The sequence below is a fragment of the Pseudochrobactrum sp. XF203 genome (assembly GCF_020341615.1).
Taxonomy (GTDB): Bacteria; Pseudomonadota; Alphaproteobacteria; order Rhizobiales; family Rhizobiaceae; genus Pseudochrobactrum; species Pseudochrobactrum saccharolyticum.
The window spans coordinates 1,674,307-1,697,325 of record NZ_CP084392.1; the positions used below are offsets into that span (position 1 = coordinate 1,674,307).

The window sequence follows — 23,019 nt, forward strand, 5'->3', positions numbered from 1 at the left end:
CGGCCTACCAATATCCGGCGCTTCATCGGTCATGAGTTATCCTGTCACGGTATTTTGCAATGTGTATTTTGTTACACATCATAATTGACAACTAACCTTAAGATGTGTATTTATATACTCACCGAAATAACAGTGAGGGAAGATGCTACGAGACAGTAAGAAGATTGTTAAACGCCTTGAAAATGAAGGGTTCGAATTAGTATCGGTGAAAGGCTCTCACCACAAATTCAGAAAAGGGGACATGACCATCATAGTTCCTCACCCCAAGAAAGACCTTCCGATCGGAACGGCCAAGGCAATAGCGAAACAAGCGGGCTGGGAATAACCGGCCCCCTTATATGTGACAATCAACTGTCTAATAATCTCCCTACAAACAGGAGTACCCTATGAAACACTTCTTTGCATTGGTGCATAAAGATTCCGATAGTGCTTATGGTATTCAGTTTCCTGATCTACCAAGCGTCTTTTCTGCGTCCGATGAGGCCGAAGATATCGTAAAGAACGCGATTGAAGCATTACAGCTTTATGCAGAAGACGAAACCTTACCTGAAGCTTCCAGTCATGCTGACATCGTAGCGCGTGATGATGTGCGCTCTGCATTGAATGACGGCGCATATCTCATCTCTGTGCCATACATCGAAGACGACAGCGCCGTTGTCCGCGTGAATGTCACTTTTGAACGTGGAGTTCTTAAAGCAATCGACAATGTAGCCAAAGACCGCGGCTTAACCCGCTCGTCATTTCTGGCTCAAGCCGCACGTCATGAAATTGAGGTAGGCGTTTAATCGCCTGCCTCAAACATATCATCATACGCCCAATGCACCCGCACATAGTTGCGTAAAGTTAAATAATTACAATGATTTTGAGCGACAACTCTATAAAATAATTATACTTATTGATAAAAATTAAATAATATATTTAATTAAATAAAAGAAGAATCAGGAGCTTTAAAATGACAGAAAAAACTTTTTGCAATGTATTAGAAGAAATGCGCGATAATCATATAAATCATATCCGTAAATTATTAGAATTAAAACAATATGGAATTACTATTGGAGCGCCAGCTTTCGAAGATATTATTAACAGAGAGCAATCAGCAATAGATAATTTACAAAAATCTATTAACTGGCTAAAAGAACAAGGCGCTTGCTGAAGATATTTTAATCTACAAAATCAAAAAGGCAGCCTTTAAGCTGCCTTTCTCATTTCTGATTTCTCATTTCTGATTTCTGATTTCTGATTTCTGATTTCTGATTTCTGATTTGGTTTAACACCCTTACCATTAAGCTCTTCAATGAGGATGTTCGTTACTTGCTTGGTATAAAATTTAAGACTAAGCTATACTTTAAAATTCTCTAATATGGCCAGCTATGCGAAGCATTATTTTAACATTTGGTATACTGCTCTTCTCATCCCAGACTTCCATTGCTCAACAGCATCAAACTGAACAGTCGCTCTATCCACCAGGTACAATAAGCAAAGAAGAGTTTTTATTGCAGTTGGCGGTCACAGTTGCTGCACACGAAGGCTGTGAAAATTTCAAAGGCAATTATCAGTATTACAACGGCTATATAAGCGCTACAGGCCTAGAACCATTCAACGAGCCGATTTTTATTAAACTCTTGGCAGAAAGCCGCCAAGAAATCTCAAATAATAAAGAGACGGCCTGCCTTGAGATAAGAGAAACTGATACGCTTACAAAAGAGCTAAACCCAAGCTTAGCTCCTCTATTCAAATCAAAAAACAATTAACTCCCCCTTACAACAGCAGCGACCATTACAAGACCTGCGGATACCGCCCAGATTAAAATGATCATGCCGGTAAAGTGCCAGAATGATTGAAAGGTGAATTCAAGAAAGGGCATGAGTTATCCTTTCGCCAGTGAGCGAAGTGCAAGTTATTGCTATGGAAGCAAGAGTCAGCTTTGTTCAATGAGAGCAAATTAGCGGAGCATGTATTATGTCTGAATCAAACTTCACTGAACAAACAGAAACTTTTAAAGCAAGCAAGAATTTCAAGGTCGAAAAATTCGATAAATGTAAGATTGAAAAATTTGAAATTCCAGCAGGTACTTATACCGGTTATTCACGTCGTTATAGCGTCGTTGATGACAATAATAACGTCAGTATACTCCCGCCTGAGTTCACAATTCATTTCAGTAAAGAAGACTGCAAAAAAATTCCGAGCCTTAATGGAAAAGAGAATATCGAGTTTGATGTAGCAGCTCCTCTTTCAACTGGAGAACTGGAACTAGTTGGATTCATTGAAACATAACTCTCACCCCCCCCCTCTCTGAGGAGATAGAAATGAGCACCCGCGCCGAACCGTGAGGAACGGCGTGGGCAATTAATTATAACGCTTATTTTAAAGATTATTAAAATTCCTTACCCTAAAAAACAAATTATTATTTTTATTTTTCACGAAATACATTAAACTATTTTCAGGGAGTACAGAGTTTACTTTTTCCGCCAAATTACGGACAATATCAATTTCATTTCTTATAATTATATTCAACAAAGCCTCACCAACATCTGTCAATAAAAAGATAGGTAAGCATGGTGTATTTTCATATTTCAAAATGATGTCTTTATCTTCATAATTTGGCTCAATATCTACAGAAAATGCTATTGCGTAATCATATAAGCCAAAAAACCAAACACGCTCCCCAGAATTTAATGTCATATCAACAAAAAATCGGTGCTGATCGTCAGAGACAACAGTGAGTATGCCTGAACTATGTAATAAAATACGTTCATTATATGTAGTATGTCGTATCAGTGACTTAAACAGTACATTTCCCAGTCCGCCCTCAGCTAGCCCTTCAAATAGCTTCGCTGTTCTACTATCAATTTCATCCACCGCTCTTAACACTTTACGATTAAAAGTCCCTGGCTTACGTATTTCGCCAGCAAGAATACGTCCCCAACGCTGCCGCAAATCATCAGTTGACGCGTCTTCAGCATAGTGTTCAAAACGCTCCAAAAACTCCTCGCCAAGCTCTTCTGGAGCCTCAGCTGTTTCACTCACTTCTGGAGAGATATTACGTAGGTCATCGAGGGCATACGCAATCACCCCGTCTTTATTTAATTGTTTTCTGACATCTTTCTTAAATCTAGCTTCCAGAACTCTATTAGCGATAGCATCATCCGTTTTGATTGCCTCAACAAGCTTCTTCGCTGCGGCCTCCATAACTTCTTTTTCAGTATCTAATTCAATTCTGTTCCGCTGAACTCTACGTTCCGCCGGGAAGCTAATAATCTCCACTAAGCTTCCCCCCAGTCTATCAATTGCTGATATCAAGCGGCTTTTAGCTTTGATGCTACCGCCCGTTTCCGTCAAGTCAAAAGAAACGGCAGTTTCTTTATCCAGATGATCTTCTTTTTCCATAATTCATCCCCCGTCTAAACTTAATTAAACGTGGGATGATTCCTAATTATTTTGCAATGTTAAAGACTTTAGACTTTGGCAGCTTAAATAAGCGCCTCGTGTAGCCAGACCAAAACGTATAAATCAAAAAAGGCAGCCTTTAAGCTGCCTCTCAAATCAGAATTCTCCTATGCTATAAACGATGACATTTATTCATGTTCTCGTCAAGTTCATGAATGAGTCACTCTATGTTCATGCGCATATTTCATAATGCTCAACCAATGCGAGCAGACCACGCTTGAGATAACCTATCATATGCGGCATCTGCATTCCCTCGCCCTCATCCAAAACACAGACCTTTTTGGTAACGGATGTCACTGGTTTTCCAGCGAGATCCACCAGTCCCAAAGCCATCTCAATCTTCATAACGCGGTTTGTTGCAACTCGTGCGGCATCAGGTCTGTCTGCATTACCTAATCCACGTACACGGGCGATATCCATTGCCTTGACGCTCGGGAACGGAATACCTGTCAAAGCATAGTATCGCGCATAATCCCCGGCCATACGCATACCGGCCTCGAATTGCGCTCTGGTGATTTCATCCGGATTAAGCAGATGCAGCCGCCCCAGCACAGATCCTGCTTCCTGAGTGCCGGCAACTTTCGCGGACAACCCCATCTTCATACGGTTTGCAACAGCCACAGATTTCACCTCTTTCTCAGTTTCGACAAGCCTTAGGGCTACAGTTGTTTTCCGGCGTGATTTGCGCCCGTTAGCTTCCCGAGCTACTGCCGGCAGTGACGGCCTGCCACGCTTTGCTCTCAGCTTCTCTGCTTTGCTGTATGCTGTCATGCTATATCCCTTACGCCATCCCCAACGCATCCATATAAATCTGGATCATCGCTTCTTCTTCCTGACGCTCATGTGTCTCTTTCTTACGAGCCCTGATGATTGCGCGAACAGCTTTGGTGTCAAAGCCTGAACCTTTCAGCTCCGCGAACACTTCCTTGATGTCCTCACTGATAGTGCTCTTTTCTTCTTCAAGACGTTCAATACGCTCGATGAAAGCACGTAACTGTCCGGCTGCTATCGCTTGTGCGCTGTCGCCTGTAATGTCGTCACTCATCTTACTGCTCCTACCTGATTGAATAAATTGCGATTAAAATTATCAAGCTGCTACACCGATAATCTGCCAGCCCTTGCCATCATCGGGCTTAAGAAGATGCTCAGGGATGCGGCAACCGTCTTGCCATGGCAAAGCGCCAAGCCGCGGGTTCCAGCGTCGATGCAGCCTTGCTTGCTCAAGGAAAAACTCAAGCTTGCGTTCCTGTTCAGCCTGCGGCAGCGCGAAAACATCAAGCTTGGTCACAGTTGCAGGCTTCGCCAATCCCACACCGGCTTTGATCCGGTTATTGTAGGCATCACGGATTGCGCCGACGAAATATGCCCAGGAATTGGCTGGTTTAGACATTCGGGACGCAACAGCGCGGATTGTCGGTAGAATATCCGCTTTCAGATCAACACCATTGTTGATCAGCTCCAAGATAGTTCCGACAACCAGTGAGCCATGCGGCTGGATTTTACCGTCCGCCGCTTCCGTCAGCTTTTTCGTTAAATCCCTGAGGTCAACATTTTGCTTTTGAGAAAGATCAGCAGCAGCCTCGCGCACATGCGCGTTAGAAGCTTTAGCTTCTTTTGGTTCTGATTCTGAATGGTCGAACCGTGGTGATTTTAACTCTTTGATTTTATTAGGACGAGAACGATTTTCAGCCTGTTTATCCTGAAGTTTTCTCAGAGTTTCGAGCTCGATAATTGCACGTTCATTTGTCAGAAACTCGCCATTCACGATTATCTTGCCCATAGATACAAGAGCGCCGCGCAAGGAATTCCACTTCCGAATTGTGCATCCAAGCAGGCCGGATATGTAACGAGCATCGTCAGGGAGGCTGCCTCCCTGCATGTAAATCAGATCAAGCACCAGTCGATAAGCAGCCTTCGTTTCGAAATCCATGCCGATAGTGCCCTCGATAAAATCGCGTGGATATGCCTTGTAATATGGGAGGCCATTCATGCTTCATACCTCGCTGCGTTTCTGACAGCAGAACAAGCGACATCGATAAAAAGATCAACCTGTGTGACCGGTCCGTTGCGCTGCTTTGCAATGTGAAATTCAAGCTTGTTTTTTACTTCTGCAAGCCTGTCCTGGCGGGCGATTTCCTTATCAACGTCATCATGCTTTTCACGCTCGAGGTAATAAGCCTCGCGGTAAAGAAAGATGATTGTATCGGCATCCTGCTCGATAGCGCCGCTATCACGTAATGCAGACAGCTGAGGGCGCTTATCGGCTTGCTGCTCAACGGCACGATTGAGCTGCGAAAGAAGTACAACAGAGATATCGTACTCGCGCGCCATAGATTTGAGCGCACCGGTCATTTCCGCAATTTCATTTGTGCGGTTGCCGGAATAACGATTACTCGCACGGATAAGTCCAAGGTGATCAATCATCAGGCAATCAAGAGCGTGACCGGCCTTTTCAGAGGCTTCCAGCATCACTTCAAGTTTGACGCGGATATCTGAAATAGAAAGCCCCGACTGTTCTTCAATCAGCAGCGGCAAGCCGTCCATTTCTTTCTGAACGCGCTTCAATGCATAGAGGTCTGGCTGCGATAATCGACCTGTGACTAAATCCTGATAAGGAATACGGATATTGTCGTCATAGGCCAGATCCGACACAGCTCTGGCGGCTAGCTTCTCAGCATCCATCTCAAGCGAAATGAAGCCAACACCATGTCCCTGCTTCGCAAGTTTGCAGGCAACGGACATTGCGACGGAAGTTTTTCCCATAGATGGGCGCGCACCAATCAGCGTCAGATCGCGCTTATGAATGCCGCCGGTCACATGATTGATATCCGACAATCCCCACGACAAGCCAGTGATGCCGGTGCCAGTCGCCATGGCGATTTCAGCTGCAATAATAGCATTCGATGCTGCGTGAGATACAGACACCTGCGACTTTCGCTTGGAACCTCGACGTAGATCTGAAACGATATCGTCAAAAATCACGCCAGCTTTGGTAACAAGCTCAGCCGGATTAGAATTAGGGTCACGGGCAGCGGTACTCAGGCTTTCTGCTTGATCAGCCAGAGCCAGTCGTGCGGCTTGTTCAATAACCTGCTTGGCGCTCTTTTCGATATTGGCAGAGCCAAGCACGGATGAAGTAGCCATGCGAGCCAGATAATTCGATATGCCTAGCCCTGTAGACTGCTCATGAGCTTCTCTGACAGGCTCTGGCAGCAGTTTCACGACAATATCCGGGCGAGCGGAATTAAAACGCTCATGAGCCGAAGCGATGGCCTGATAGATATGCTGATGAACGGGCTCAATGAAATGTCTGGCTTCCAGCATAGATGCCACACGGCCAAAGCCGCCCAGCATCAGCGAGCCAAGAACCTCTTGTTCAATTTCAACGACAAAATCTGACTGGTTCAGTGCAAGCGTCATAGTGCACCCAAGTTCTGCTGAATGATGGGGCTTTCATAACAATAGAAAGCTTTCAGGCATCGTTTGGCTTCAACAGCGTCGGAAAATACACCTGTTCGGTCAGCCTTTGCTTTCGCATCGACATAAGCTTGCCAGAGAATAAACTCATCTGTAGTGACTGACATCAGTACGGGTTTCATGCTGCCTCACTTTCGCGCTCACGGCGGCTGGTGATTTCAGTATCAATCAAAGTCACAACCTGACGGCGATGCTGCAAAATCTGCTCTTGTTGAATGAACCACGCCTCACCGCGAGTCTTCTTGCGGCGGTGAAGCAATATGAAATCGCGTAGTGACTGAATTTCACCTTCCGCAATCGTTCTCATCGTGCGCAGGTTAAGAGTTTCCGTCATACGGCACCCGATAAGTTTGAGAGCCGCCAAACAGATCATCGCCAGCAGGCTGCAAAAGACCACTATCAATCAGCCAGCGGCCAACGATAACCGGTACTGTTCGGCAGTCAGGCAATGTAAAATAGACGTACCCGCCGCCCTTTTCGACGGCGCGAATTTCTTGTGAATGTTCACGCACTAGCGTTGCCCCCCCCTCTAGACGAGAAAGAACCGGCTTGGTGAAGCGGGGCATTTTCAATTCCTCTGTCATTCTCTCAACTCCGGGCAAATCCATTCAGCTGCACCTGCAGCCCAAGTTCTAAAACTGACGGCGATCTTGTGCCGCCGGCTGAATGACAGCCATCGCAGCAATACGGGCGGTTTCGGCGCGATATGCGGCTTGTCTTTTTCTCCCATCGAGGATTGCCTTCATTTCTTCGATTTCTCGGTTTTCAATCCTGCTAGCTTCTTTGTTGAAGACAGCCCTCACTCTGCGGCGCGTCCATGCACCGTTGCGCTTACTCAAATCGGAATACGCCCGTTCCAGCATGGACTTGATCGTTTCGCGAACTCCGCGCTGACCAATGATTTCGTCCAGCAGAGAAGCGGCCATATCGACATCAGTCATCGTCGGCTCCTTGGCTGAAAAATCCACGTTCTTGGATGATATTCCCACGTTCATGGGTGGCTCCTTTGCTACGTTTAACCTTGCGACGGACAAACGAAACAGGAGCAACCAGTGCATGGAGCCAGTGGGAAAGATTGCTCTGCGCATTTTGTACAAAAACAGACATGTGCAGATACACCGCCAAAGGACGGGAATTGATGGCCGAGACGATCAAGCGGGGGCAAAGAGCCGCCTCGGCCTCACCGGCGGGGAAAGTGACCGGTGATATGAAACTGATGAATGGGGTCGCGTGGCTCATGCTGCGCGATCCTTTTTCTTCGATTGACGAGATTTGGCTCTTTCAATTCGCATAAACGTGCGAATTTCATTTTCCGTTTCAGGCCAAACCCTGCCGCCTGCGCGAAGTCTTTCAACCAAACGCCCGTTCTTGGACGCTTTAATTCCAAATCGGAAAGCGCCGGTGCTGGTTTCAGATAGAAAGGTTTCGATTTCATCGAGAAGTTTCTTACTCATAATTACGATATACACGCAATCGCGTGCATACACAATACACGCAACTACGTGCACACGCTTTTTCGTGCATATGATAAAAATGACTCATGGAAGAAAACTGGAAAACTCGCCTTTTAAAGGCTGTAGATGAAGATCCGCGTTCCGACCGAGCGATCAGCTTGGCGGTTGGTCTTGGCGTGAATACAGTTAACGAACTGCGTAATACTGATAAATCGCCCAGCATTGATAAAGTTCTTAAACTTGCAGCGGAGCTTGGCTTAAACCTGGGCTATGTACTGTGGGGTGGCGATCAAGACAAATCGCCTATCCGCGGGGATAAAGAGATACTTCAAACTCTGCATCGGATTGAAGGATTGGATCAGCGCGGCGTGGAAGTTGTGTTCTCCGTGATCGACACAGTCATCAATCGTCAGTCTTCCAAACAAGAACAGTCATCCTCTGATGATCAACTTGAGCTCGCCACTCCCCGCCGTGGGCCAAAGCCATAGATTCAGCTAGCTCCTTAGCTTGGAAATCGACCTTCCTCATAGCCGCCAGTAGACCGCCATTGAGCGTAGCTACGCGTAGCAACTCCAGCTTGTCGGCTTCTTTTCCTTTTTGGATGCGAGCAAACTTAATCATTCACCAACTCCGTGGGCAACCTCTCACAATACGCTAACTGCACTTGCAAGAATCTCGTTTCCCGCAAGCGCTTATCATTCCACAAAATTAGAACATATCAAGAACAAATTGACATAAGCGAACAGATTTTTAATGGATGGTTAAGGATACGCTAGATGTGGTGGTGGGGGATTTTGGAACTATAAATGAAGGGATATAGGGTTGTGGATGAACTGATGGGAATCGGATAAATCTGCTTTAACTGCCTACTGATGGTAAATGAGCGATATGGAAAAAGCGATTGATGCTATATTAAGTGCGATAGGCAACAGGCCATGGCTTGTGGCGATATTTGCCATTTCAGTTCTTTTACTCCATTATGGGCCTGCCTATATAACAGCTATATCGAGTGCTATGTCGCAGAGACGCAGAGATAATGTTGAACTACTCGAAAGAGAAGCTGAACTTAAGGCAAGGCTAATAGCCTTAAAAAAACAGGAGAAGGACAATGCTTGAATGGATCGCAGCTCTGCTGATGATAACCGTCAGCTATAGTCTGCTTCGCTTTGGCCTTTGGCTAATTAAATTTTACAAATATCAACACCAGCAATACGTGGATTCAGTCAAACAGTTTAACACTCAGGCAAACTCCCTGCTTGAGAACGAAAAACTAAGTAGTGGCGATATTGATTTTATCGACGATATGGTATCGACGATTAATAGACATGAAACTGCTATGGTTTTCTTACAAATCTTGATTGATAAAAAGAAGAAAAAACCTGAAAATAAGGTGCGCCCAAATAGGATTAGTGATCATCTAACCAAAGAACATCTAGATCTTCATTATCTCTGGTTTACAGCTGTTACGGCTAAGTCGCCATTTTTTGGGTCATTGATACGTGTGGTTATTGCACAGCAAAACATCCCTAAAACAGTAACGGAAGTATCACATAAAGCCAACACCGTACGCAAAGCTAGCAACAACAAGGTGTACGTCCACGCTTAATGATAACCCCGCTTTGGCGGGGTTTCTTCTATGTCATTCAGGTGTTTTTCTTTTACGTTTTCATCGCGTAACTCCAGCCAGAGATACAGCACCACCCCCAAGACTGATGTGCCAAACGCATATGCCGGCGATGTTATATATTTGATGTTTTAAAGTAGTTAATAGGTAGCAACCATTATCATCACGGTTTCAGTCGCATCTCTCAAATTGCCACCCTCACCCAGCCCGCCCTGCGCGGGCTTTTTGCTGCCCTGATTCTAGCATGGCTGGGGTGTAGAGTAATTTAAAATACACGCTATTGCGTTTATTCTATTGTAATGCACGCAGAAGCGTGTATATTGTATCCATCAACAGCGCGAAGAAGCAAACGCCGATCCGCTAACCGATGGAGAGAAACATGCGATACCCGTTTTGCACCGATCTGAGCGATAAAGCTCTCGGCATGACACTGTTTCAGGATTTTGAATGTGAAGTCGATGTGTCCCTGATCTGGGATAACGGCGAGCCGGTTCTTGAAGTGAACGCGGTCTATGTTGACGGCGCAAACCTGTCCAAAGGCGAAAGCGCATCGCAGTTTCTCGTTCACATGATCGCGGACAAAGCTGAGCGCGACGATGATCTCCTAACACGTCTCATTGAAGATGAAGAAGTTCAGTTTCCGAGGGCTGCGTAATGGATGAGGAACTCATGACACTCGTCTGGAACGCCTATTGGGATGAAGGCAACACCAAACTCGCACTCGAGCGAGTTGTCCAAGTCGTGCGTGATTACGACAAGACCGCCATGGCGTCAGTCCAAGCTTCATCCGTTACGAAACTCTCTCAGCGCAGAAAGGCTGCATAATGGAAGGCATTATTCAGGATCTCTGCGCCCTCGTCTCCATCATCATCTTCGTAACAGTCATGGTCATCTATATCGGAGCTTTGACGTGAATGCGGATTATCAATGGTGGAGCAATCTGCTCGACGGCCGGCAAATGCCTATTCACGAAGGAGAACCTCAGTGTGGGTACTTCAAAATCCGTGACCGGCGCGGTCTAAACAAAGATCTGGCGCCAATCAAGCGCCCGTTCATTGCAGCAGCCATCTGGAAAGAGCCTGACGGCGCTTTCAAAGCAGAGATAGCTGGCCAACCAGTCGAGATCGATCAGGCATGGCCGTATGTCGCTAAATATCCAATCACCTATCACGAATATGCCTACTGGCACGCCAATGAAAAATGGCCGGAGAAAGCAGCATGACACAAGTCACAACTATTCCTGCAGCCAAACAATCACTGATTACCTCTATGGCCTCTCAGTACGGGATGGAGCCTAAGGCTTTCGCAGATACCGTTAAAGCCACTTGCATACCGAACACCGCAAGCAATGAAGAGTTTGCAGCGTTTCTGATGGTGGCCAAGGAATACGGGCTCAATCCGATCACCCGCGAGATTTACGCCTTCCCCAAGAAGGGTGGCGGCGTCCAGCCGATCGTTGGCGTGGATGGCTGGTTCAATCTGATCAACTCACACCCGCAATGTGACGGCATCGATTTTGAGGATGAGTTTGACGACAAGCGTAATCTGATCGCCGTCAAATGCTCCATCTACCGCAAAGACCGCAATCGTCCGACAGTCGTAACCGAATATATGGATGAATGTAAGCGACCAACAGAGCCATGGCAAAAGTGGCCAAAGCGTATGCTTCGTCACAAAGCTGCAATTCAATGTGCTCGTTACGCTTTCGGCTTTGCAGGGATCATTGATCCGGATGAAGCTGAGCGTTCGCCAGAAGTCATTACTCACGCAGTGGTTATGGCTCCGCCACCAACGATGTCGACCGATCATGAAGCCCCAACTGTTCCATTCGATAGCACAGCTTTCCTAACCGAGCTCGAAGAAGCACTCTCTGTGGCCGGCGACATTGAAACACTCGAGGATATCTGGTCGTCACACGACCCGCTATCAGTTCTTGAAGGTGATGATCATGCACAGGACGTCGCTCTTAAAATCAAAGAGCGCTGCCTTGCTGCAATCGATACAGGAGCCGCAGCATGAGCAGATGGACACTCATACTCCATAATGACCTGACGGTTCAAAAGGCCATCAACTGGCTACGCAAAGCACCACGAGGCATGCGTATTGAGTTCAAAATGCCAAAGCGCACCACGCCACAAAATGACCGCATGTGGGCAATGCTAACGGATATCGCGGCAGTCATGCGTAAGCGCGGCACAGATTACACAACTGACGAATGGAAAGTCATTTTCATGCATGCTTGTGGCCGTGAAATGCGGCTACTGCCGACGCTCGATGGCCATGGCTTCATTCCATATGGGCAATCATCATCCGATCTCAGCAAGCAAGAAATGACCGATCTGATTGAATTCATGTCGGCATGGGGTGCTGAGAACAGTGTGGTTTTCAATGATGAAAGGAGAGCAGCATGATACAGACAGTTCCCCTTACCGCTCCTTATGAGTTTCGACGCAGCAAAAAGCTGGCACTTGCTCATATCCGCTCAACAACTGACCTGATGAACGCTCCCGAAGTGCTAGCCAATCGTCAAAAACGATTGAATGATCGGATCTCCGATATTCTGGCTGATGAACTGGCTGCAGCTTTGTCAACCCTCAACTTCAATGAGGTTCAGTCATGAGCAAGCGCATGGAGTTCTCTCGTAAGGACAAGGCAAAGATCATCGCCCGTGCAAACGGCAAGTGTGAAAAATGCACTGCCATACTGAAAACCGGTGAAGGCGAAGTCGATCATATTCTGCCTTGCGCTCTTGGTGGCGAAGCAACAGTTGCCAATGGCCGCCTGCTCTGCCGTGTCTGCCATGTTGAAAAGACGTCCGGAGATATCAAGGCCATTCGCAAGTCAGACCGGCAGCGTGACAAGGCCAGCGGCGCAGTACGACCAAAGTCTGCATTAGCAGGCCGGAAACGACCAAAGACGAGATCTACTAAAACATTGCCACCACGTGCGATGTTTGTACCCGCAGGGGATGCAACCGCAGCACAAGGAGGTCGGGAATGAAATCTATCACTTCAAAGAACATCCCACGCCTTGGCCTCAACCGGTCAGAAGTTGCGCTGGCACTAGGTGTCGCTCCGAATACTGTCGATGCTATGGTCAAAGAAGGCGCACTGCCACAACCTCGTGTCTGGCATTCCCGCAAGTTCTGGCGTGTAACCGAGATTGATGCAGCAATGAACGAATGGCCGACCGCAGAGAGACAGGAGACTGATGCGTCGCAATGGCGTGCATCCACCTGAAACCATGACAAAACTCAACCTGCCTTACATCGAGCGCAATGTCTCACGGCATCATAAAGTTCGCTATTATTACCGCTTTGAAGGAAAGCGCATTGCCCGCCTGCCGGACAATCCTGAAAGCCCGGAGTTTACAACTGAGTACTGGCGCATACGAAACGGCATCGAAGACGGAACCGTCAATCAAAAAGCATATAGCGCATCAGACGCACCACGCCTGGGCACATTCCATCACCTGTGCATCAATTATCTGCAGTCGACCTCTTTCAAGACACTGGATAAAACCACACAGGCCAAACGGCGGGCAATCATTGACAGTATGCTGCTGGAAAAGCTCTCGCCGAACAGCCCCCTTATATTTGCCAATATGCCGGCCAGTGAGCTTGATGTGAGCAATATTGAAGTATTGCGCGACCGCAAGAAAGACACGCCTTTCGCTGCTGATGAGCGTTTGAAAATCCTGCGCCAGATATTTGAAGCAGGAATTCCCAAACTGGTTAAACAAAACCACGCAAAGCTAGTGAAATCATTCAGGAAAAAGACCGAGGGGCACGCTACCCTACATTCAGACGACATCGCCAAATACATCACGAAGCACGGTGTAAAATCAAAGGCTGTATTAGCCTTGACCATCCTTATGTACACCGGTGTTCGCGTCTCTGATCTGGCATTCATGGGACCACGCCACAGACGCGGCGATATCATAAGTCTGCGTGTATTCAAAAACCGTAACCGCAATCCAGTTATATTGGATTTACCGGTGCATCCAATTCTCGATACAGTACTGAATATGCACCCTGCAGATACTGAAACCTATGTAACCACTGACCACGGAAAGCCATTCAGCATTAAAGGTCTTGGCAATCGAATCTCGGACTGGTTCACACAAGCAGGGCTACCGCACTTGACTGCACATAGCGTTCGCAAAGGCTTGGCGACGAACATTGCTGAGAATGAAGCAACAGACCTGATGCTTGAGGGAATGTTTGGATGGAAGGACAGCAAAACATCCAAAATCTATACCAGAAGCGCTCAACGCTCGAAGCTGGCAAGACAGGCCGTTGCGAAGATCGATTGGGGAAGTTTAGACAGCGTTCTGCCACACCCAAATTCGGGTGAGGAGTTCCGCGATAAAAACAAGGAAAAATAAATGAGCTATTTCAGCTACTTATACTGCCACAGTGTGGCAGTTGGAGGCCTCGCCCGAAGAGACAACCGCATTATTAAACAGTTTTATAACTTCCCCTCACCTTTCAACAAGGGTTTTGATAATCTTTATTAATTTAACTTCAACTCCCTCACTTTATAAGGCTAGAAAGAGCAATGAAAACATACTAACAGTATGGAGGAACTAGCCACATAAATGGCTTTTTGTGATCATGAGTTCAGATGCAATATTGATTTCAAGAGAATTATTTTGTTAAATTTTAAGGTCACTATTCTGCTGGCAACATATAATGGAGCCAAGTTTTTAGAAGAGCAACTAACTTCGTTTCTTGAACAAACGCAGCATAATATAGATCTGATTGTCAGCGATGATGGCTCAACAGATGAAACGCTTCCAATACTGCAGAAATGGCAAAAAAACTGGCCAAAGGGGAGTTTTAAGATAATTCAGGGGCCAGGAACGGGATATGCTGACAACTTTCGCCACCTAATTTTATCTCTCAATGACAATCAAGGTTATGTAGCTTTTAGCGATCAGGATGATATTTGGCATACTGATAAACTAGCAAAAGCAATGGAACATTTGAGTCAATTGGACGATGATACCCAGGTAATGTACGGCTCTCGATCTAGATTGGTTGATAGGGAGTCGAAACCGATTGGTTACTCTCCTTTATTCAGAAAAAAACCCAGCTTTGAAAACGCATTGGTACAAAGTATCGCTGGTGGCAACACGATAGTGCTTAATGCAGCAGCTTTCAACTTAGTCAGAGAGAGTGCCCAAAGAACACACTTTTTTAGTCACGACTGGTGGTGCTATCAACTGATTTCTGGGGCGGGTGGAACTGTGCTTTATGATCCTGTGCCAAGTATTGATTATCGTCAGCATGGAAATAATGTTTTTGGACGTAATAATGGTATTCACTCGATTAAGCGTAGATTGAGTGCATTGTTAAATGGTGATTTTTCTAATTGGATAGATATAAATCTAGAATCTTTAGAGAAATGCCAAGATTTATTACTTATTCACAACATTAACTTAGTAAATGAATTCAAAATAGCTCGTAAAGATATTTTAATAAACCGACTATTGTTTTTGTTTCGAAATGACATAAAACGTCAAACGCGTGTCCCAAATATTATATTATATGTGACAGCACTAATCGGCAAATTATGAGTGTTTGTACAGGAGATTGAATTGAAGGGAATAATTCTAGCCGGGGGAAGCGGTACTCGGCTCTATCCTCTCACGCTGGCTGTATCAAAGCAGATACTACCGGTTTATGACAAGCCAATGATTTATTATCCGCTTAGTACTTTAATGCTAGCGGGAATAAGAGAGATCTTGATTATCTCCACGCCTAGAGATCTTCCTGTTTTTAAAGAACTTCTCGGTAACGGCTCAGAGTTTGGTATTGAATTATCTTATGCAGAACAAGCCCAACCAAATGGCTTAGCTGAAGCCTTTATTATTGGTCGTGAGTTCATAGGCAATGACTCTGTTGCGATGATACTCGGTGATAATATCTATTATGGCGTAGATTTACCTAAGCTTTGCAAAGATGCTATTCTTCAGGAATCCGGAGCAACAGTCTTTGCCTATCATGTTGACGATCCTGAACGATACGGCGTAGTCGCTTTTGATGGTAAAACTGGTATTGCCCATTCCATTGAAGAAAAACCAGCATCACCAAAATCAAATTGGGCCGTGACGGGTCTATATTTTTACGACAATGATATTGTAAACATTGCAGCAAGCATTAAGCCTTCTGAACGAGGTGAATTAGAAATTACGACAGTAAATAATATTTACATGGAGCAAGGAAAATTACGCGTACAAAGACTGGGCCGCGGTTATGCATGGCTTGACACAGGTACACACGCCAGCCTCCACGAAGCCTCATCGTTCGTACGCACTATCGAGCATCGACAAGGCATGAAGATTGCTTGCCCAGAAGAGATCGGTTTTGAAATGGGCTGGCTGCAATCTGAAAAGGTTTTAGAACGCGCTGCCAAACTCGGCAAAACTGAATATGCAGAATACCTCAAGCGCCGTGTGGTTCAAGGATCTCTTTAATGTTGGAAGTAAATGAATTAGGACTAGGTGTATTCGAAATTATACCTACACGCTTTGGTGATGACCGTGGGTATTTTACGGAGACCTACAACAAACAAAAATTGGAGCCTTATGGCATCTCTATGGAGTTTGTTCAGGACAACCAGTCTTATTCAGTCCGAAAAGGTGTATTAAGAGGTCTGCACTATCAACTTGAGCCGTACGCTCAGGACAAACTTGTACGTGTTCTTAAAGGACGAGTTTATGATGTTGCTGTGGATATCCGACAAGGGTCTAGCACATTCGGGAAGTGGGTCGCACTTGAGCTAACTGCAGAACAAGGCAATCAGATTCTGATACCTAAGGGCTTCGCTCATGGTTTTGTCACTCTAGAGGAACATACCATTGTAGCCTATAAGGTTAGCGACTATTACTCTCAAGAATGCGATCGTAATATTCGTTACGACGATCCAGATTTAGCTATTAAATGGCCAATACTGGATGTGAATTATCAACTCTCAGACAAAGATACAGCGGCGCCATTTTTGCAGTCTGCTCAGGTATTTGAATAATCGGGATTAGCGGAGCTTAATTATAATGAATATTTTAGTTACCGGTGGAGCAGGATTTATTGGCTCAGCTGTTTGCCGCTTATTAGCACAAAACCCCGAAAATAACGTTATAAACGTAGACAAGCTGACTTATGCTGGCAATTTACAATCGCTACGAGATCTTGAGAAAGCGGCAAATTATAAGCATTATTGCGTAGACATTTGTGATGAAAATAAAATACTTTCTATTTTAAAAGATGAGAACATTGATAAAGTCATGCACTTGGCAGCAGAAAGCCATGTTGATAGATCAATTGATGGTCCCGCAGCCTTTGTTGAAACAAATGTTATCGGTACATTTCGCATGTTGAGTGCGGCATTATCTTACTGGCGCGGACTTCCAGCCGAACAACAAGAAACATTTCGCTTCCATCATATTTCTACCGATGAAGTTTTTGGAGACCTTCCATTTGATGAAGGAATTTTTACGGAAGCTACTCCTTACGCTCCTTCATCACCATACTCCGCCTCAAAAGCAGCGTCAGATCATTTTGTACGAGCTTGGCATGAAACCTACGGTTTGCCAGTGGTACTATCCAACTGTTCAAATAACTATGGGCCGTTTCATTTCCCTGAAAAGCTTATTCCATTGGTTATTCTCAATGCTCTACACGAGCGAGAACTACCAATATATGGCGAAGGAAAGAATGTAAGAGATTGGTTATTTGTGGAGGATCATGCTGAGGCTCTAGCACTCGTTATGTCAAGAGGTGCTATTGGCGAAAGCTACAATATCGGTGGTCGTGAAGAGCGCACAAATCTTTCTGTCGTTGAAACCATTTGCGACATACTGGACAATCAAAGACCCAGGACCAATGGAAAAAATTATCGCGAACTAATCCGCTTTGTAACTGATCGACCAGGGCATGACCGACGCTATGCAATAGATGCTAGCAAAATTGAAGCTGATCTTGGCTGGAAGCCCACTGTAACTTTTGAAACTGGATTAGAAAAAACCATTCTATGGTATCTTGAAAATGAATGGTGGTGGCGACCAATCAGAGAAAAAACATATACCGGGGAACGTTTAGGGCAGGCATAAGATCAATATGAAAATCGCGGTAACAGGCAAAAATGGCCAGGTTGTTCAGAGTCTGCTTGCATTAGCAGATGAAGACCATGAAGTTATTGCTCTAGGACGACCAGATCTCGACCTAGCTATTCCTGAGACTATTTTTTCTGCTTTGGCTGCTGTCAAACCAGACTTCATTATATCTGCAGCAGCTTATACTGCTGTCGACAAGGCTGAAGATGAGCCTGAACTCGCATATACTGTAAACGCAAACGGCGCCGGTGCAGTCTCAGCAGCAGCAGCTAAACTTAATATCCCCATCATACACCTATCAACGGACTACGTTTTTGATGGTCGGAAATTTGGATTATATTCTGAAACCGACCAACCTAACCCCACAACAATTTATGGAGCCAGCAAACTCCAGGGTGAATATCTAGTTCAAAAACATAACTCTAAGCATATAATCCTAAGGACGGCTTGGGTGTATAGCCCTTATGGTAATAATTTTTTGAAAACTATATTAAGGTTAGGTCGTGAACGAGATGAAATCAAAGTGGTTTCAGATCAACATGGCAATCCAACTTCAGCAGAAAATATTGCGGCTACGATTTTAAAAGTTTGCCAATCAGTTAGTAAAGGGAACTTTAAAGATTGGGGTATCTATCATTTAGTTGATGATTTAGAAACCACATGGTTTGAGTGGGCAAGTTATATAATAAAAATTGCGAAATACAAAGCAATCATTCACCCAATTAATAGCACTGACTACCCCTCTAAAGCACAACGCCCTCAAAACTCCAGACTCTCCAATAAAAAATTAAAACAAGCATTCTCTTTAGATATTCAGGATTGGAAATCTTCTACGCGCCTTGTAATTGATCAATTAAAAAATACACAAAACTAAAGAACAACACTTCTGCTAAAAAATTTATACATCATTTATCCAAGGCTCAAAAATAAGAACCTTGGATAAATTTTAGGTGGTCCTATCCAAAATAAGCTGATAAAACTTCACCTGGAGCACCATCCATCCTTACCCGTCCATGCTCAAGCCATATTATTCTATTACAGTTTTTTTCCAACAGTTCCCGAGAATGACTTGCAAGCACCAATATTTTAGTAGAATCTACTAAATCAACCATGCGTTTATTGGCACGCTCTTTAAAGTCTTCATCTCCAGTCGACAACCATTCATCCATAATAAGTATTTCGGGTCGTACAGAAGTTGAAGCTGCAAAGGCCAATCTCAACTGCATACCCGTAGAATACGTCCTAAATGGCACATCAAGAAACTCACCTAACCCTGAAAAATCCGATATTAAATCAATTTTACTGGCAATTTCAGCTGGGTTCAAACCCATCATAGCTGAACGGAGACGTATATTTTCACGGCCTGTTGCATCAGGGTCAATTCCAAGATTGATATTAATCAATGAAACACAATCCCCTTCAATTACTGAGCAACCATGAGTAGGCGTATAAATACCGGAAAGTACTCGTAATAATGTCGTTTTCCCCGAACCATTATGTCCGATCAAACCTATACGATCACCATCCTTGAACGTCATGGACACATCATCAAGCCCTCGCACGATGACCAAACGATCTGTACGTCGCTCAATTTTACCTCCTGTAGCTATACTGAGCACACGATTCTTAAGTGATCGACTTGTCGAGTTATAAATAGGAAATTCGACACTTACATTTTGCAGATGAATTAAACTCATAACCTACAACCAATATGCTACGCGCCAACGGTATTTACCAAAAAATGCAATTGCCGCAATCCAACCTATCACCGCCATAACAGCTGCCACACCCCAATTTAAACCTGTTGGGGATGCCCCCAATAGAGGTGACCTTATCAACTCAATTAAATGATAAAAAGGGTTCCAGTTAATAAAATTCTTCGACACGTGAGGAGGTAAAATCTTTATCATCCACATAATTGGAGTAGCATAAAATAAAACCTGTAATATATTAGCTGTGACTTGTGTCATATCCCGAAAACGAGCACAAACAACAGCGAGAACCAGCATCATCCATGCTAAATTAATGCAAAGCAGTAAAAATCCCGGCAGTATCCAAGCAATATTAAAATTTACTCCACCACCTACAATAATTAAAAGCGCAGGAAATATAACAATATTATGTCCAAATATTATTATATTGCGCCATAATGATCGCATAATATGTATAAATAGCGGCATTTTAACTTGCAGTATCATTCCATCAGAAGAACTAAAAGTAACGCATCCTTCGGTTAATGCGGTTGATATAAAAGTCCAAACAATAATACCCGCACATAAGTACGGCAGAAACTCTTGCATATTAGATTGAAAAATCGTACCAAATATAAGCCCCAAGGCGCCAATAAAGACGGCCATATTAAGAGTAAGCCAAAAGGCCCCCACTCGCGATCGTCTATAGCGCTGAGCAACATCCTGCCAGCCAAAGATTAAAGCCAAGCGATATTTTTCAAAAGCCTCACCAATATCCTTAAGTGCGACTTTAAAGCCACTTTTTGGTTGCGCTAATGACGAGATATTCGCGCCATCTTTATCTAATAATCCCAAGCCCATACTCATATCCATATTATTTTTAACATTGTCTTCACAGCTTGCGCCACTTAACAACACTAATACCGCACCCTACAAAGTTTGCGCAAATATTACTCAATTAGCTTTGCTGCTACAAATATTCAAACGCTCAAGCAGCACCCTAATACCTTCCAGGGCATTTACTGCAGTTACCCCATTTACCACGTGACCTTTTTCATATTGCGCAACTCTTTCAGCTGGCGCTCCAATGTCAAAACATACAAGTGGCACCCCCAAAGCCATTAACTCTTCAGCTACATATGAGAAAGTTTCAGGACAGATCGATGGCAACAAACACACATTAATGTCGTTCTCCTCCAAAATTCGAGGTAAATTTTCAGCTTGATAAGGTCCAGTGATATGAAGATTAGGGCGATTAGGAGCTGCCTCCATAATTCCTACGACAGTAATACGCGCATATTTGTCTTGCTTTTCCATAAGACGCACCAGCTCCGCAACAACCCCACCCCCCTTAGCGTAACTTATGCTACCTACAATTGCGATATTGACATATTTATTATTAGTTAAATTTGGCTTTTGAGTAAATTTAATAGGCAACTTATGAGGACGTACAAAAGTATACTCCTTACAATCTGGGTAAACCTGTAAAAGATGTTTCCGACTATTATCAGAAAAACATAAGATCTCATCAGCACTTGCTACTAAACTTCCCCACACAGAATGCCATTCTGCAATCGTATTTTTCTGCGGATTGTACGCATAAGTATTGTTATTAATGTCGATCCAGCTTTTATCAATATTATCTAGACCGAGGTAAACACCAGACGTATTAAGCAATGTATAAGAAGGATTAAGCATGTAGAAATCATGTAGAGCTAGTATCAAACGAGCTTTTGTATCAGACTTCAACTTCATCATAAGACGCACCATACTTAATGGATTCTTATAGCTAATAATATTATTAAAGAAAATTTCCCCTAAACGAACCACCTTGAACAGATCATAAAGAAAATTATACTCTTTAATTTCATAACGCTGACGGTACTCACCGTAGTAAAAATCCAGAGTTAGCTGCTCTTCTGTTGCGCCATATAGTTGAGGTGCCGTCAAAACAAAAACCGGCTCATTACGAGCCAATCGTTCCTCCACCTGTTTTTGGCGATATGTATTAGCCCCACCGCCGATCTCGTGATCAATAATTAACGTAGGGAGCATGTGACCTTTATTACAATAGGCTAACATAATAGCCATATTACGGGCAGGCTCGAGCGGATCCGCCTCAATAAAAGAGCGGACTTCATTTGGATATTTTGGCCACCGCTTAATTAGTTTTTTATAATTTTCTTCTCTTAAAGCTGCTCGAGTTTCGGTCTCGAAAGATCCTCCATGCTTGTGGTAAACAAATAAATTTTGAACAATAATATTACGGTACCCTCTTGAAAGTGCACGCTGGCACCAATCATTTTCCTCCCCATATCCGAGGCTAAACAACTCATCAAACCCACCGACTTCCTGCCATATATCGCCGTTAACTCCCATACAAAATCCAACACCTGTAGGAGCAACAACCTCAGGCAAATCAGTTCTTAACGCTCTGAAACATGAGTCAAGTTCTTGAAAATCGACACCTGATGGAAGTTCGTTATCGATATTCATTTTTGGAAAACTACATATTGTAGCCGCATTCGAAAATGGAGTAGTTGTCGCGACACTGCGGTCACGACGAATAGGCTCCATTAGTCGCTCCAACCAAAATTCCGGCACCTCAACATCTGTGTTAAGAAGAACAAAATCCCCCTCAACGTATTGAGTGGCTTTATTTACAGTCTTTACAAATCCTAAATTTTTTTCATTTCGCAATAAAATCGCATTTTCATTAACTAAAACCAAGGACTGCAATAGCGGCCATACACGAGGATCAGGACTAGCATCATCAACAACAATTAAGCGATAAGGTGAAGCCGTATTCTTAGTTATACTAGAAATCAATGCCTCTAAATATTCATAGCCGTTATATACAGGTACAACCAAATCAACACATCGATAAAGCGGATCATATATATCATGCTTATTTGAAAAAGCTTTCAACACAATCTCAAGATCAATACCACGCTCTACTAAATTCTTATCAATCAAAGAAAATCTATTAATTTGATGCCATAAAAATTTAAAATCACCACGGATAATACATGTTAACGCTCTACGGACGCGCTGTTTACTTGCAGATCTCCAAAGCCTTTTTAATATAGTTACCTTTGAGATAAATTTGCGCTCTGTCTGCACATCAGGCACATTGATGTTACCATCATTTACTTTGAATTTAGCGCACAAATCATCAAACTCCATTTTAATTAAGAGCAATTCACACTGG

General features: G+C 44.1%; 36 protein-coding genes. 22 read left to right on the forward strand and 14 right to left on the reverse strand.

What is annotated here, in order from left to right:
- Window positions 1-142: 142 nt before the first annotated feature.
- The 5 genes from LDL70_RS07475 to LDL70_RS07495 all read left to right on the forward strand — a co-directional run bounded on the left by LDL70_RS07475 (window position 143) and on the right by LDL70_RS07495 (window position 2,274).
- The gene (locus tag LDL70_RS07475) at window positions 143-325 is read left to right on the forward strand and encodes a type II toxin-antitoxin system HicA family toxin (protein ID WP_225688172.1); all 183 of its coding nucleotides are present in this window, start codon (window positions 143-145) and stop codon (window positions 323-325) included.
- Between the two features lie 61 nt (window positions 326-386).
- Complete coding sequence (locus LDL70_RS07480; RefSeq protein WP_225688174.1) at window positions 387-785, forward strand: type II toxin-antitoxin system HicB family antitoxin; 399 nt, start codon at window positions 387-389, stop codon at window positions 783-785.
- Between the two features lie 167 nt (window positions 786-952).
- A complete protein-coding gene (locus LDL70_RS07485) occupies window positions 953-1,153 on the forward strand; it encodes a hypothetical protein (RefSeq protein ID WP_225688176.1) in 201 nt (66 codons plus the stop codon).
- A gap of 217 nt (window positions 1,154-1,370) precedes the next feature.
- Window positions 1,371-1,751 carry a hypothetical protein gene (locus tag LDL70_RS07490; protein WP_225688178.1) on the forward strand — a complete coding sequence of 127 codons (381 nt, stop codon included), beginning with the start codon at window positions 1,371-1,373 and terminating at the stop codon, window positions 1,749-1,751.
- Between the two features lie 208 nt (window positions 1,752-1,959).
- The gene (locus LDL70_RS07495) at window positions 1,960-2,274 is read left to right on the forward strand and encodes a hypothetical protein (RefSeq protein ID WP_225688180.1); all 315 of its coding nucleotides are present in this window, start codon (window positions 1,960-1,962) and stop codon (window positions 2,272-2,274) included.
- 90 nt (window positions 2,275-2,364) lie between these two features.
- On the opposite strand, the gene LDL70_RS07500 is transcribed toward LDL70_RS07495, so the two are convergent.
- From LDL70_RS07500 to LDL70_RS07550, 11 genes are all read right to left on the reverse strand, one after another.
- Window positions 2,365-3,387: a DUF2806 domain-containing protein gene (locus LDL70_RS07500; RefSeq protein ID WP_225688182.1), complete on the reverse strand. Its 1,023-nt coding sequence runs from the start codon at window positions 3,385-3,387 to the stop codon at window positions 2,365-2,367.
- Window positions 3,388-3,618: 231 nt separating this feature from the next.
- The gene (locus tag LDL70_RS07505; RefSeq protein WP_225688184.1) at window positions 3,619-4,218 is read right to left on the reverse strand and encodes a hypothetical protein; all 600 of its coding nucleotides are present in this window, start codon (window positions 4,216-4,218) and stop codon (window positions 3,619-3,621) included.
- Between the two features lie 10 nt (window positions 4,219-4,228).
- Entirely contained in the window at window positions 4,229-4,492 is a 264-nt protein-coding gene (locus LDL70_RS07510) for a DUF2312 domain-containing protein (protein ID WP_225688186.1), read from the reverse strand.
- Between the two features lie 42 nt (window positions 4,493-4,534).
- The gene (locus tag LDL70_RS07515; RefSeq protein ID WP_225688188.1) at window positions 4,535-5,437 is read right to left on the reverse strand and encodes a DUF1376 domain-containing protein; all 903 of its coding nucleotides are present in this window, start codon (window positions 5,435-5,437) and stop codon (window positions 4,535-4,537) included.
- The gene (locus LDL70_RS07520) at window positions 5,434-6,867 is read right to left on the reverse strand and encodes a DnaB-like helicase C-terminal domain-containing protein (protein ID WP_225688190.1); all 1,434 of its coding nucleotides are present in this window, start codon (window positions 6,865-6,867) and stop codon (window positions 5,434-5,436) included. Before LDL70_RS07520 ends, LDL70_RS07515 begins: the two co-directional genes overlap by 4 nt.
- Window positions 6,864-7,046, reverse strand: coding sequence for a hypothetical protein (locus LDL70_RS07525; RefSeq protein ID WP_225688192.1), 183 nt, complete (start codon window positions 7,044-7,046; stop codon window positions 6,864-6,866). Before LDL70_RS07525 ends, LDL70_RS07520 begins: the two co-directional genes overlap by 4 nt.
- A complete protein-coding gene (locus LDL70_RS07530; protein WP_225688194.1) occupies window positions 7,043-7,258 on the reverse strand; it encodes a hypothetical protein in 216 nt (71 codons plus the stop codon). Before LDL70_RS07530 ends, LDL70_RS07525 begins: the two co-directional genes overlap by 4 nt.
- Window positions 7,242-7,508: a hypothetical protein gene (locus LDL70_RS07535; RefSeq protein WP_225688196.1), complete on the reverse strand. Its 267-nt coding sequence runs from the start codon at window positions 7,506-7,508 to the stop codon at window positions 7,242-7,244. The genes LDL70_RS07530 and LDL70_RS07535 overlap by 17 nt, the downstream gene beginning before the upstream one ends.
- 48 nt (window positions 7,509-7,556) lie before the next feature.
- A complete protein-coding gene (locus tag LDL70_RS07540) occupies window positions 7,557-7,865 on the reverse strand; it encodes a hypothetical protein (RefSeq protein ID WP_225688198.1) in 309 nt (102 codons plus the stop codon).
- The gene (locus LDL70_RS07545; protein WP_225688200.1) at window positions 7,858-8,163 is read right to left on the reverse strand and encodes a hypothetical protein; all 306 of its coding nucleotides are present in this window, start codon (window positions 8,161-8,163) and stop codon (window positions 7,858-7,860) included. Before LDL70_RS07545 ends, LDL70_RS07540 begins: the two co-directional genes overlap by 8 nt.
- A complete protein-coding gene (locus tag LDL70_RS07550) occupies window positions 8,160-8,378 on the reverse strand; it encodes a hypothetical protein (protein ID WP_225688202.1) in 219 nt (72 codons plus the stop codon). Before LDL70_RS07550 ends, LDL70_RS07545 begins: the two co-directional genes overlap by 4 nt.
- A gap of 86 nt (window positions 8,379-8,464) precedes the next feature.
- Here LDL70_RS07550 and LDL70_RS07555 point away from each other — a divergent pair, with 86 nt between their 5' ends.
- From LDL70_RS07555 to rfbD, 17 genes are all read left to right on the forward strand, one after another.
- A complete protein-coding gene (locus tag LDL70_RS07555) occupies window positions 8,465-8,866 on the forward strand; it encodes a hypothetical protein (protein WP_225688204.1) in 402 nt (133 codons plus the stop codon).
- A 391-nt stretch (window positions 8,867-9,257) separates the two neighbouring features.
- Entirely contained in the window at window positions 9,258-9,494 is a 237-nt protein-coding gene (locus tag LDL70_RS07560) for a hypothetical protein (protein WP_225688206.1), read from the forward strand.
- A complete protein-coding gene (locus LDL70_RS07565) occupies window positions 9,487-9,984 on the forward strand; it encodes a hypothetical protein (protein WP_225688208.1) in 498 nt (165 codons plus the stop codon). Before LDL70_RS07560 ends, LDL70_RS07565 begins: the two co-directional genes overlap by 8 nt.
- A gap of 397 nt (window positions 9,985-10,381) precedes the next feature.
- Window positions 10,382-10,657, forward strand: coding sequence for a hypothetical protein (locus tag LDL70_RS07570; protein ID WP_225688210.1), 276 nt, complete (start codon window positions 10,382-10,384; stop codon window positions 10,655-10,657).
- The gene (locus tag LDL70_RS07575; RefSeq protein ID WP_220159781.1) at window positions 10,657-10,827 is read left to right on the forward strand and encodes a hypothetical protein; all 171 of its coding nucleotides are present in this window, start codon (window positions 10,657-10,659) and stop codon (window positions 10,825-10,827) included. Before LDL70_RS07570 ends, LDL70_RS07575 begins: the two co-directional genes overlap by 1 nt.
- Window positions 10,828-10,912: 85 nt before the next feature.
- On the forward strand, window positions 10,913-11,224 hold the full coding sequence (locus LDL70_RS07580; protein WP_225688212.1) for a hypothetical protein: 312 nt from the start codon (window positions 10,913-10,915) through the stop codon (window positions 11,222-11,224).
- The gene (locus LDL70_RS07585) at window positions 11,221-12,021 is read left to right on the forward strand and encodes a RecT family recombinase (RefSeq protein ID WP_225688214.1); all 801 of its coding nucleotides are present in this window, start codon (window positions 11,221-11,223) and stop codon (window positions 12,019-12,021) included. The genes LDL70_RS07580 and LDL70_RS07585 overlap by 4 nt, the downstream gene beginning before the upstream one ends.
- Complete coding sequence (locus LDL70_RS07590; protein WP_225688216.1) at window positions 12,018-12,413, forward strand: recombination protein NinB; 396 nt, start codon at window positions 12,018-12,020, stop codon at window positions 12,411-12,413. Before LDL70_RS07585 ends, LDL70_RS07590 begins: the two co-directional genes overlap by 4 nt.
- Window positions 12,410-12,622 (forward strand): hypothetical protein, encoded by a 213-nt coding sequence (locus LDL70_RS07595; RefSeq protein ID WP_225688217.1) that lies wholly within the window; start codon window positions 12,410-12,412, stop codon window positions 12,620-12,622. The genes LDL70_RS07590 and LDL70_RS07595 overlap by 4 nt, the downstream gene beginning before the upstream one ends.
- Window positions 12,619-13,002 (forward strand): HNH endonuclease, encoded by a 384-nt coding sequence (locus LDL70_RS07600; RefSeq protein WP_225688218.1) that lies wholly within the window; start codon window positions 12,619-12,621, stop codon window positions 13,000-13,002. The genes LDL70_RS07595 and LDL70_RS07600 overlap by 4 nt, the downstream gene beginning before the upstream one ends.
- The gene (locus tag LDL70_RS07605; RefSeq protein ID WP_225688219.1) at window positions 12,999-13,241 is read left to right on the forward strand and encodes an AlpA family transcriptional regulator; all 243 of its coding nucleotides are present in this window, start codon (window positions 12,999-13,001) and stop codon (window positions 13,239-13,241) included. The genes LDL70_RS07600 and LDL70_RS07605 overlap by 4 nt, the downstream gene beginning before the upstream one ends.
- Entirely contained in the window at window positions 13,213-14,388 is a 1,176-nt protein-coding gene (locus LDL70_RS07610) for a tyrosine-type recombinase/integrase (protein WP_225688220.1), read from the forward strand. The genes LDL70_RS07605 and LDL70_RS07610 overlap by 29 nt, the downstream gene beginning before the upstream one ends.
- Before the next feature lie 213 nt (window positions 14,389-14,601).
- The gene (locus tag LDL70_RS07615) at window positions 14,602-15,582 is read left to right on the forward strand and encodes a glycosyltransferase family 2 protein (RefSeq protein WP_225688221.1); all 981 of its coding nucleotides are present in this window, start codon (window positions 14,602-14,604) and stop codon (window positions 15,580-15,582) included.
- A 21-nt stretch (window positions 15,583-15,603) separates the two neighbouring features.
- Window positions 15,604-16,482, forward strand: a complete 879-nt coding sequence (gene rfbA / locus LDL70_RS07620) for a glucose-1-phosphate thymidylyltransferase RfbA (protein WP_225688222.1) — start codon at window positions 15,604-15,606, stop codon at window positions 16,480-16,482.
- Window positions 16,482-17,033: a dTDP-4-dehydrorhamnose 3,5-epimerase gene (gene rfbC / locus LDL70_RS07625; protein ID WP_225688223.1), complete on the forward strand. Its 552-nt coding sequence runs from the start codon at window positions 16,482-16,484 to the stop codon at window positions 17,031-17,033. The genes rfbA and rfbC overlap by 1 nt, the downstream gene beginning before the upstream one ends.
- A 25-nt stretch (window positions 17,034-17,058) precedes the next feature.
- On the forward strand, window positions 17,059-18,114 hold the full coding sequence (gene rfbB, locus LDL70_RS07630) for a dTDP-glucose 4,6-dehydratase (protein ID WP_225688224.1): 1,056 nt from the start codon (window positions 17,059-17,061) through the stop codon (window positions 18,112-18,114).
- A gap of 7 nt (window positions 18,115-18,121) precedes the next feature.
- Window positions 18,122-18,991 carry a dTDP-4-dehydrorhamnose reductase gene (gene rfbD / locus LDL70_RS07635; protein WP_225688225.1) on the forward strand — a complete coding sequence of 290 codons (870 nt, stop codon included), beginning with the start codon at window positions 18,122-18,124 and terminating at the stop codon, window positions 18,989-18,991.
- Window positions 18,992-19,073: 82 nt separating this feature from the next.
- On the opposite strand, the gene LDL70_RS07640 is transcribed toward rfbD, so the two are convergent.
- From LDL70_RS07640 to LDL70_RS07650, 3 genes are read right to left on the reverse strand one after another with little or no spacing between them, the layout of a single operon-like run.
- Complete coding sequence (locus LDL70_RS07640) at window positions 19,074-19,814, reverse strand: ABC transporter ATP-binding protein (RefSeq protein WP_225688226.1); 741 nt, start codon at window positions 19,812-19,814, stop codon at window positions 19,074-19,076.
- 3 nt (window positions 19,815-19,817) lie between these two features.
- Complete coding sequence (locus LDL70_RS07645; protein ID WP_225688227.1) at window positions 19,818-20,723, reverse strand: ABC transporter permease; 906 nt, start codon at window positions 20,721-20,723, stop codon at window positions 19,818-19,820.
- A gap of 39 nt (window positions 20,724-20,762) precedes the next feature.
- On the reverse strand, window positions 20,763-22,994 hold the full coding sequence (locus tag LDL70_RS07650) for a glycosyltransferase (protein ID WP_225688228.1): 2,232 nt from the start codon (window positions 22,992-22,994) through the stop codon (window positions 20,763-20,765).
- Between the last annotated feature and the right edge of the window lie 25 nt (window positions 22,995-23,019).

What these genes read in the sequence shown, in the direction of transcription:
- rfbD (WP_225688225.1), top strand. Translation starts at nt 18,122, where the DNA reads ATGAAAATCGCGGTAACAGGCAAAAATGGCCAGGTTGTTCAGAGTCTG.
- LDL70_RS07515 (WP_225688188.1), bottom strand. Translation starts at nt 5,437, where the DNA reads ATGAATGGCCTCCCATATTACAAGGCATATCCACGCGATTTTATCGAG.
- LDL70_RS07605 (WP_225688219.1), top strand. Translation starts at nt 12,999, where the DNA reads ATGAAATCTATCACTTCAAAGAACATCCCACGCCTTGGCCTCAACCGG.
- LDL70_RS07550 (WP_225688202.1), bottom strand. Translation starts at nt 8,378, where the DNA reads ATGAGTAAGAAACTTCTCGATGAAATCGAAACCTTTCTATCTGAAACC.
- LDL70_RS07500 (WP_225688182.1), bottom strand. Translation starts at nt 3,387, where the DNA reads ATGGAAAAAGAAGATCATCTGGATAAAGAAACTGCCGTTTCTTTTGAC.
- LDL70_RS07510 (WP_225688186.1), bottom strand. Translation starts at nt 4,492, where the DNA reads ATGAGTGACGACATTACAGGCGACAGCGCACAAGCGATAGCAGCCGGA.
- LDL70_RS07490 (WP_225688178.1), top strand. Translation starts at nt 1,371, where the DNA reads ATGCGAAGCATTATTTTAACATTTGGTATACTGCTCTTCTCATCCCAG.
- LDL70_RS07610 (WP_225688220.1), top strand. Translation starts at nt 13,213, where the DNA reads ATGCGTCGCAATGGCGTGCATCCACCTGAAACCATGACAAAACTCAAC.
- rfbC (WP_225688223.1), top strand. Translation starts at nt 16,482, where the DNA reads ATGTTGGAAGTAAATGAATTAGGACTAGGTGTATTCGAAATTATACCT.
- LDL70_RS07590 (WP_225688216.1), top strand. Translation starts at nt 12,018, where the DNA reads ATGAGCAGATGGACACTCATACTCCATAATGACCTGACGGTTCAAAAG.
- LDL70_RS07585 (WP_225688214.1), top strand. Translation starts at nt 11,221, where the DNA reads ATGACACAAGTCACAACTATTCCTGCAGCCAAACAATCACTGATTACC.
- LDL70_RS07565 (WP_225688208.1), top strand. Translation starts at nt 9,487, where the DNA reads ATGCTTGAATGGATCGCAGCTCTGCTGATGATAACCGTCAGCTATAGT.
- LDL70_RS07575 (WP_220159781.1), top strand. Translation starts at nt 10,657, where the DNA reads ATGGATGAGGAACTCATGACACTCGTCTGGAACGCCTATTGGGATGAA.
- rfbB (WP_225688224.1), top strand. Translation starts at nt 17,059, where the DNA reads ATGAATATTTTAGTTACCGGTGGAGCAGGATTTATTGGCTCAGCTGTT.
- LDL70_RS07530 (WP_225688194.1), bottom strand. Translation starts at nt 7,258, where the DNA reads ATGACGGAAACTCTTAACCTGCGCACGATGAGAACGATTGCGGAAGGT.
- LDL70_RS07495 (WP_225688180.1), top strand. Translation starts at nt 1,960, where the DNA reads ATGTCTGAATCAAACTTCACTGAACAAACAGAAACTTTTAAAGCAAGC.
- LDL70_RS07535 (WP_225688196.1), bottom strand. Translation starts at nt 7,508, where the DNA reads ATGACAGAGGAATTGAAAATGCCCCGCTTCACCAAGCCGGTTCTTTCT.
- LDL70_RS07600 (WP_225688218.1), top strand. Translation starts at nt 12,619, where the DNA reads ATGAGCAAGCGCATGGAGTTCTCTCGTAAGGACAAGGCAAAGATCATC.
- LDL70_RS07555 (WP_225688204.1), top strand. Translation starts at nt 8,465, where the DNA reads ATGGAAGAAAACTGGAAAACTCGCCTTTTAAAGGCTGTAGATGAAGAT.
- LDL70_RS07650 (WP_225688228.1), bottom strand. Translation starts at nt 22,994, where the DNA reads ATGGAGTTTGATGATTTGTGCGCTAAATTCAAAGTAAATGATGGTAAC.
- LDL70_RS07640 (WP_225688226.1), bottom strand. Translation starts at nt 19,814, where the DNA reads ATGAGTTTAATTCATCTGCAAAATGTAAGTGTCGAATTTCCTATTTAT.
- LDL70_RS07520 (WP_225688190.1), bottom strand. Translation starts at nt 6,867, where the DNA reads ATGACGCTTGCACTGAACCAGTCAGATTTTGTCGTTGAAATTGAACAA.
- LDL70_RS07505 (WP_225688184.1), bottom strand. Translation starts at nt 4,218, where the DNA reads ATGACAGCATACAGCAAAGCAGAGAAGCTGAGAGCAAAGCGTGGCAGG.
- LDL70_RS07615 (WP_225688221.1), top strand. Translation starts at nt 14,602, where the DNA reads ATGGCTTTTTGTGATCATGAGTTCAGATGCAATATTGATTTCAAGAGA.
- LDL70_RS07525 (WP_225688192.1), bottom strand. Translation starts at nt 7,046, where the DNA reads ATGAAACCCGTACTGATGTCAGTCACTACAGATGAGTTTATTCTCTGG.
- LDL70_RS07475 (WP_225688172.1), top strand. Translation starts at nt 143, where the DNA reads ATGCTACGAGACAGTAAGAAGATTGTTAAACGCCTTGAAAATGAAGGG.
- LDL70_RS07540 (WP_225688198.1), bottom strand. Translation starts at nt 7,865, where the DNA reads ATGACTGATGTCGATATGGCCGCTTCTCTGCTGGACGAAATCATTGGT.
- LDL70_RS07595 (WP_225688217.1), top strand. Translation starts at nt 12,410, where the DNA reads ATGATACAGACAGTTCCCCTTACCGCTCCTTATGAGTTTCGACGCAGC.
- LDL70_RS07570 (WP_225688210.1), top strand. Translation starts at nt 10,382, where the DNA reads ATGCGATACCCGTTTTGCACCGATCTGAGCGATAAAGCTCTCGGCATG.
- LDL70_RS07545 (WP_225688200.1), bottom strand. Translation starts at nt 8,163, where the DNA reads ATGAGCCACGCGACCCCATTCATCAGTTTCATATCACCGGTCACTTTC.
- LDL70_RS07485 (WP_225688176.1), top strand. Translation starts at nt 953, where the DNA reads ATGACAGAAAAAACTTTTTGCAATGTATTAGAAGAAATGCGCGATAAT.
- LDL70_RS07560 (WP_225688206.1), top strand. Translation starts at nt 9,258, where the DNA reads ATGAGCGATATGGAAAAAGCGATTGATGCTATATTAAGTGCGATAGGC.
- LDL70_RS07480 (WP_225688174.1), top strand. Translation starts at nt 387, where the DNA reads ATGAAACACTTCTTTGCATTGGTGCATAAAGATTCCGATAGTGCTTAT.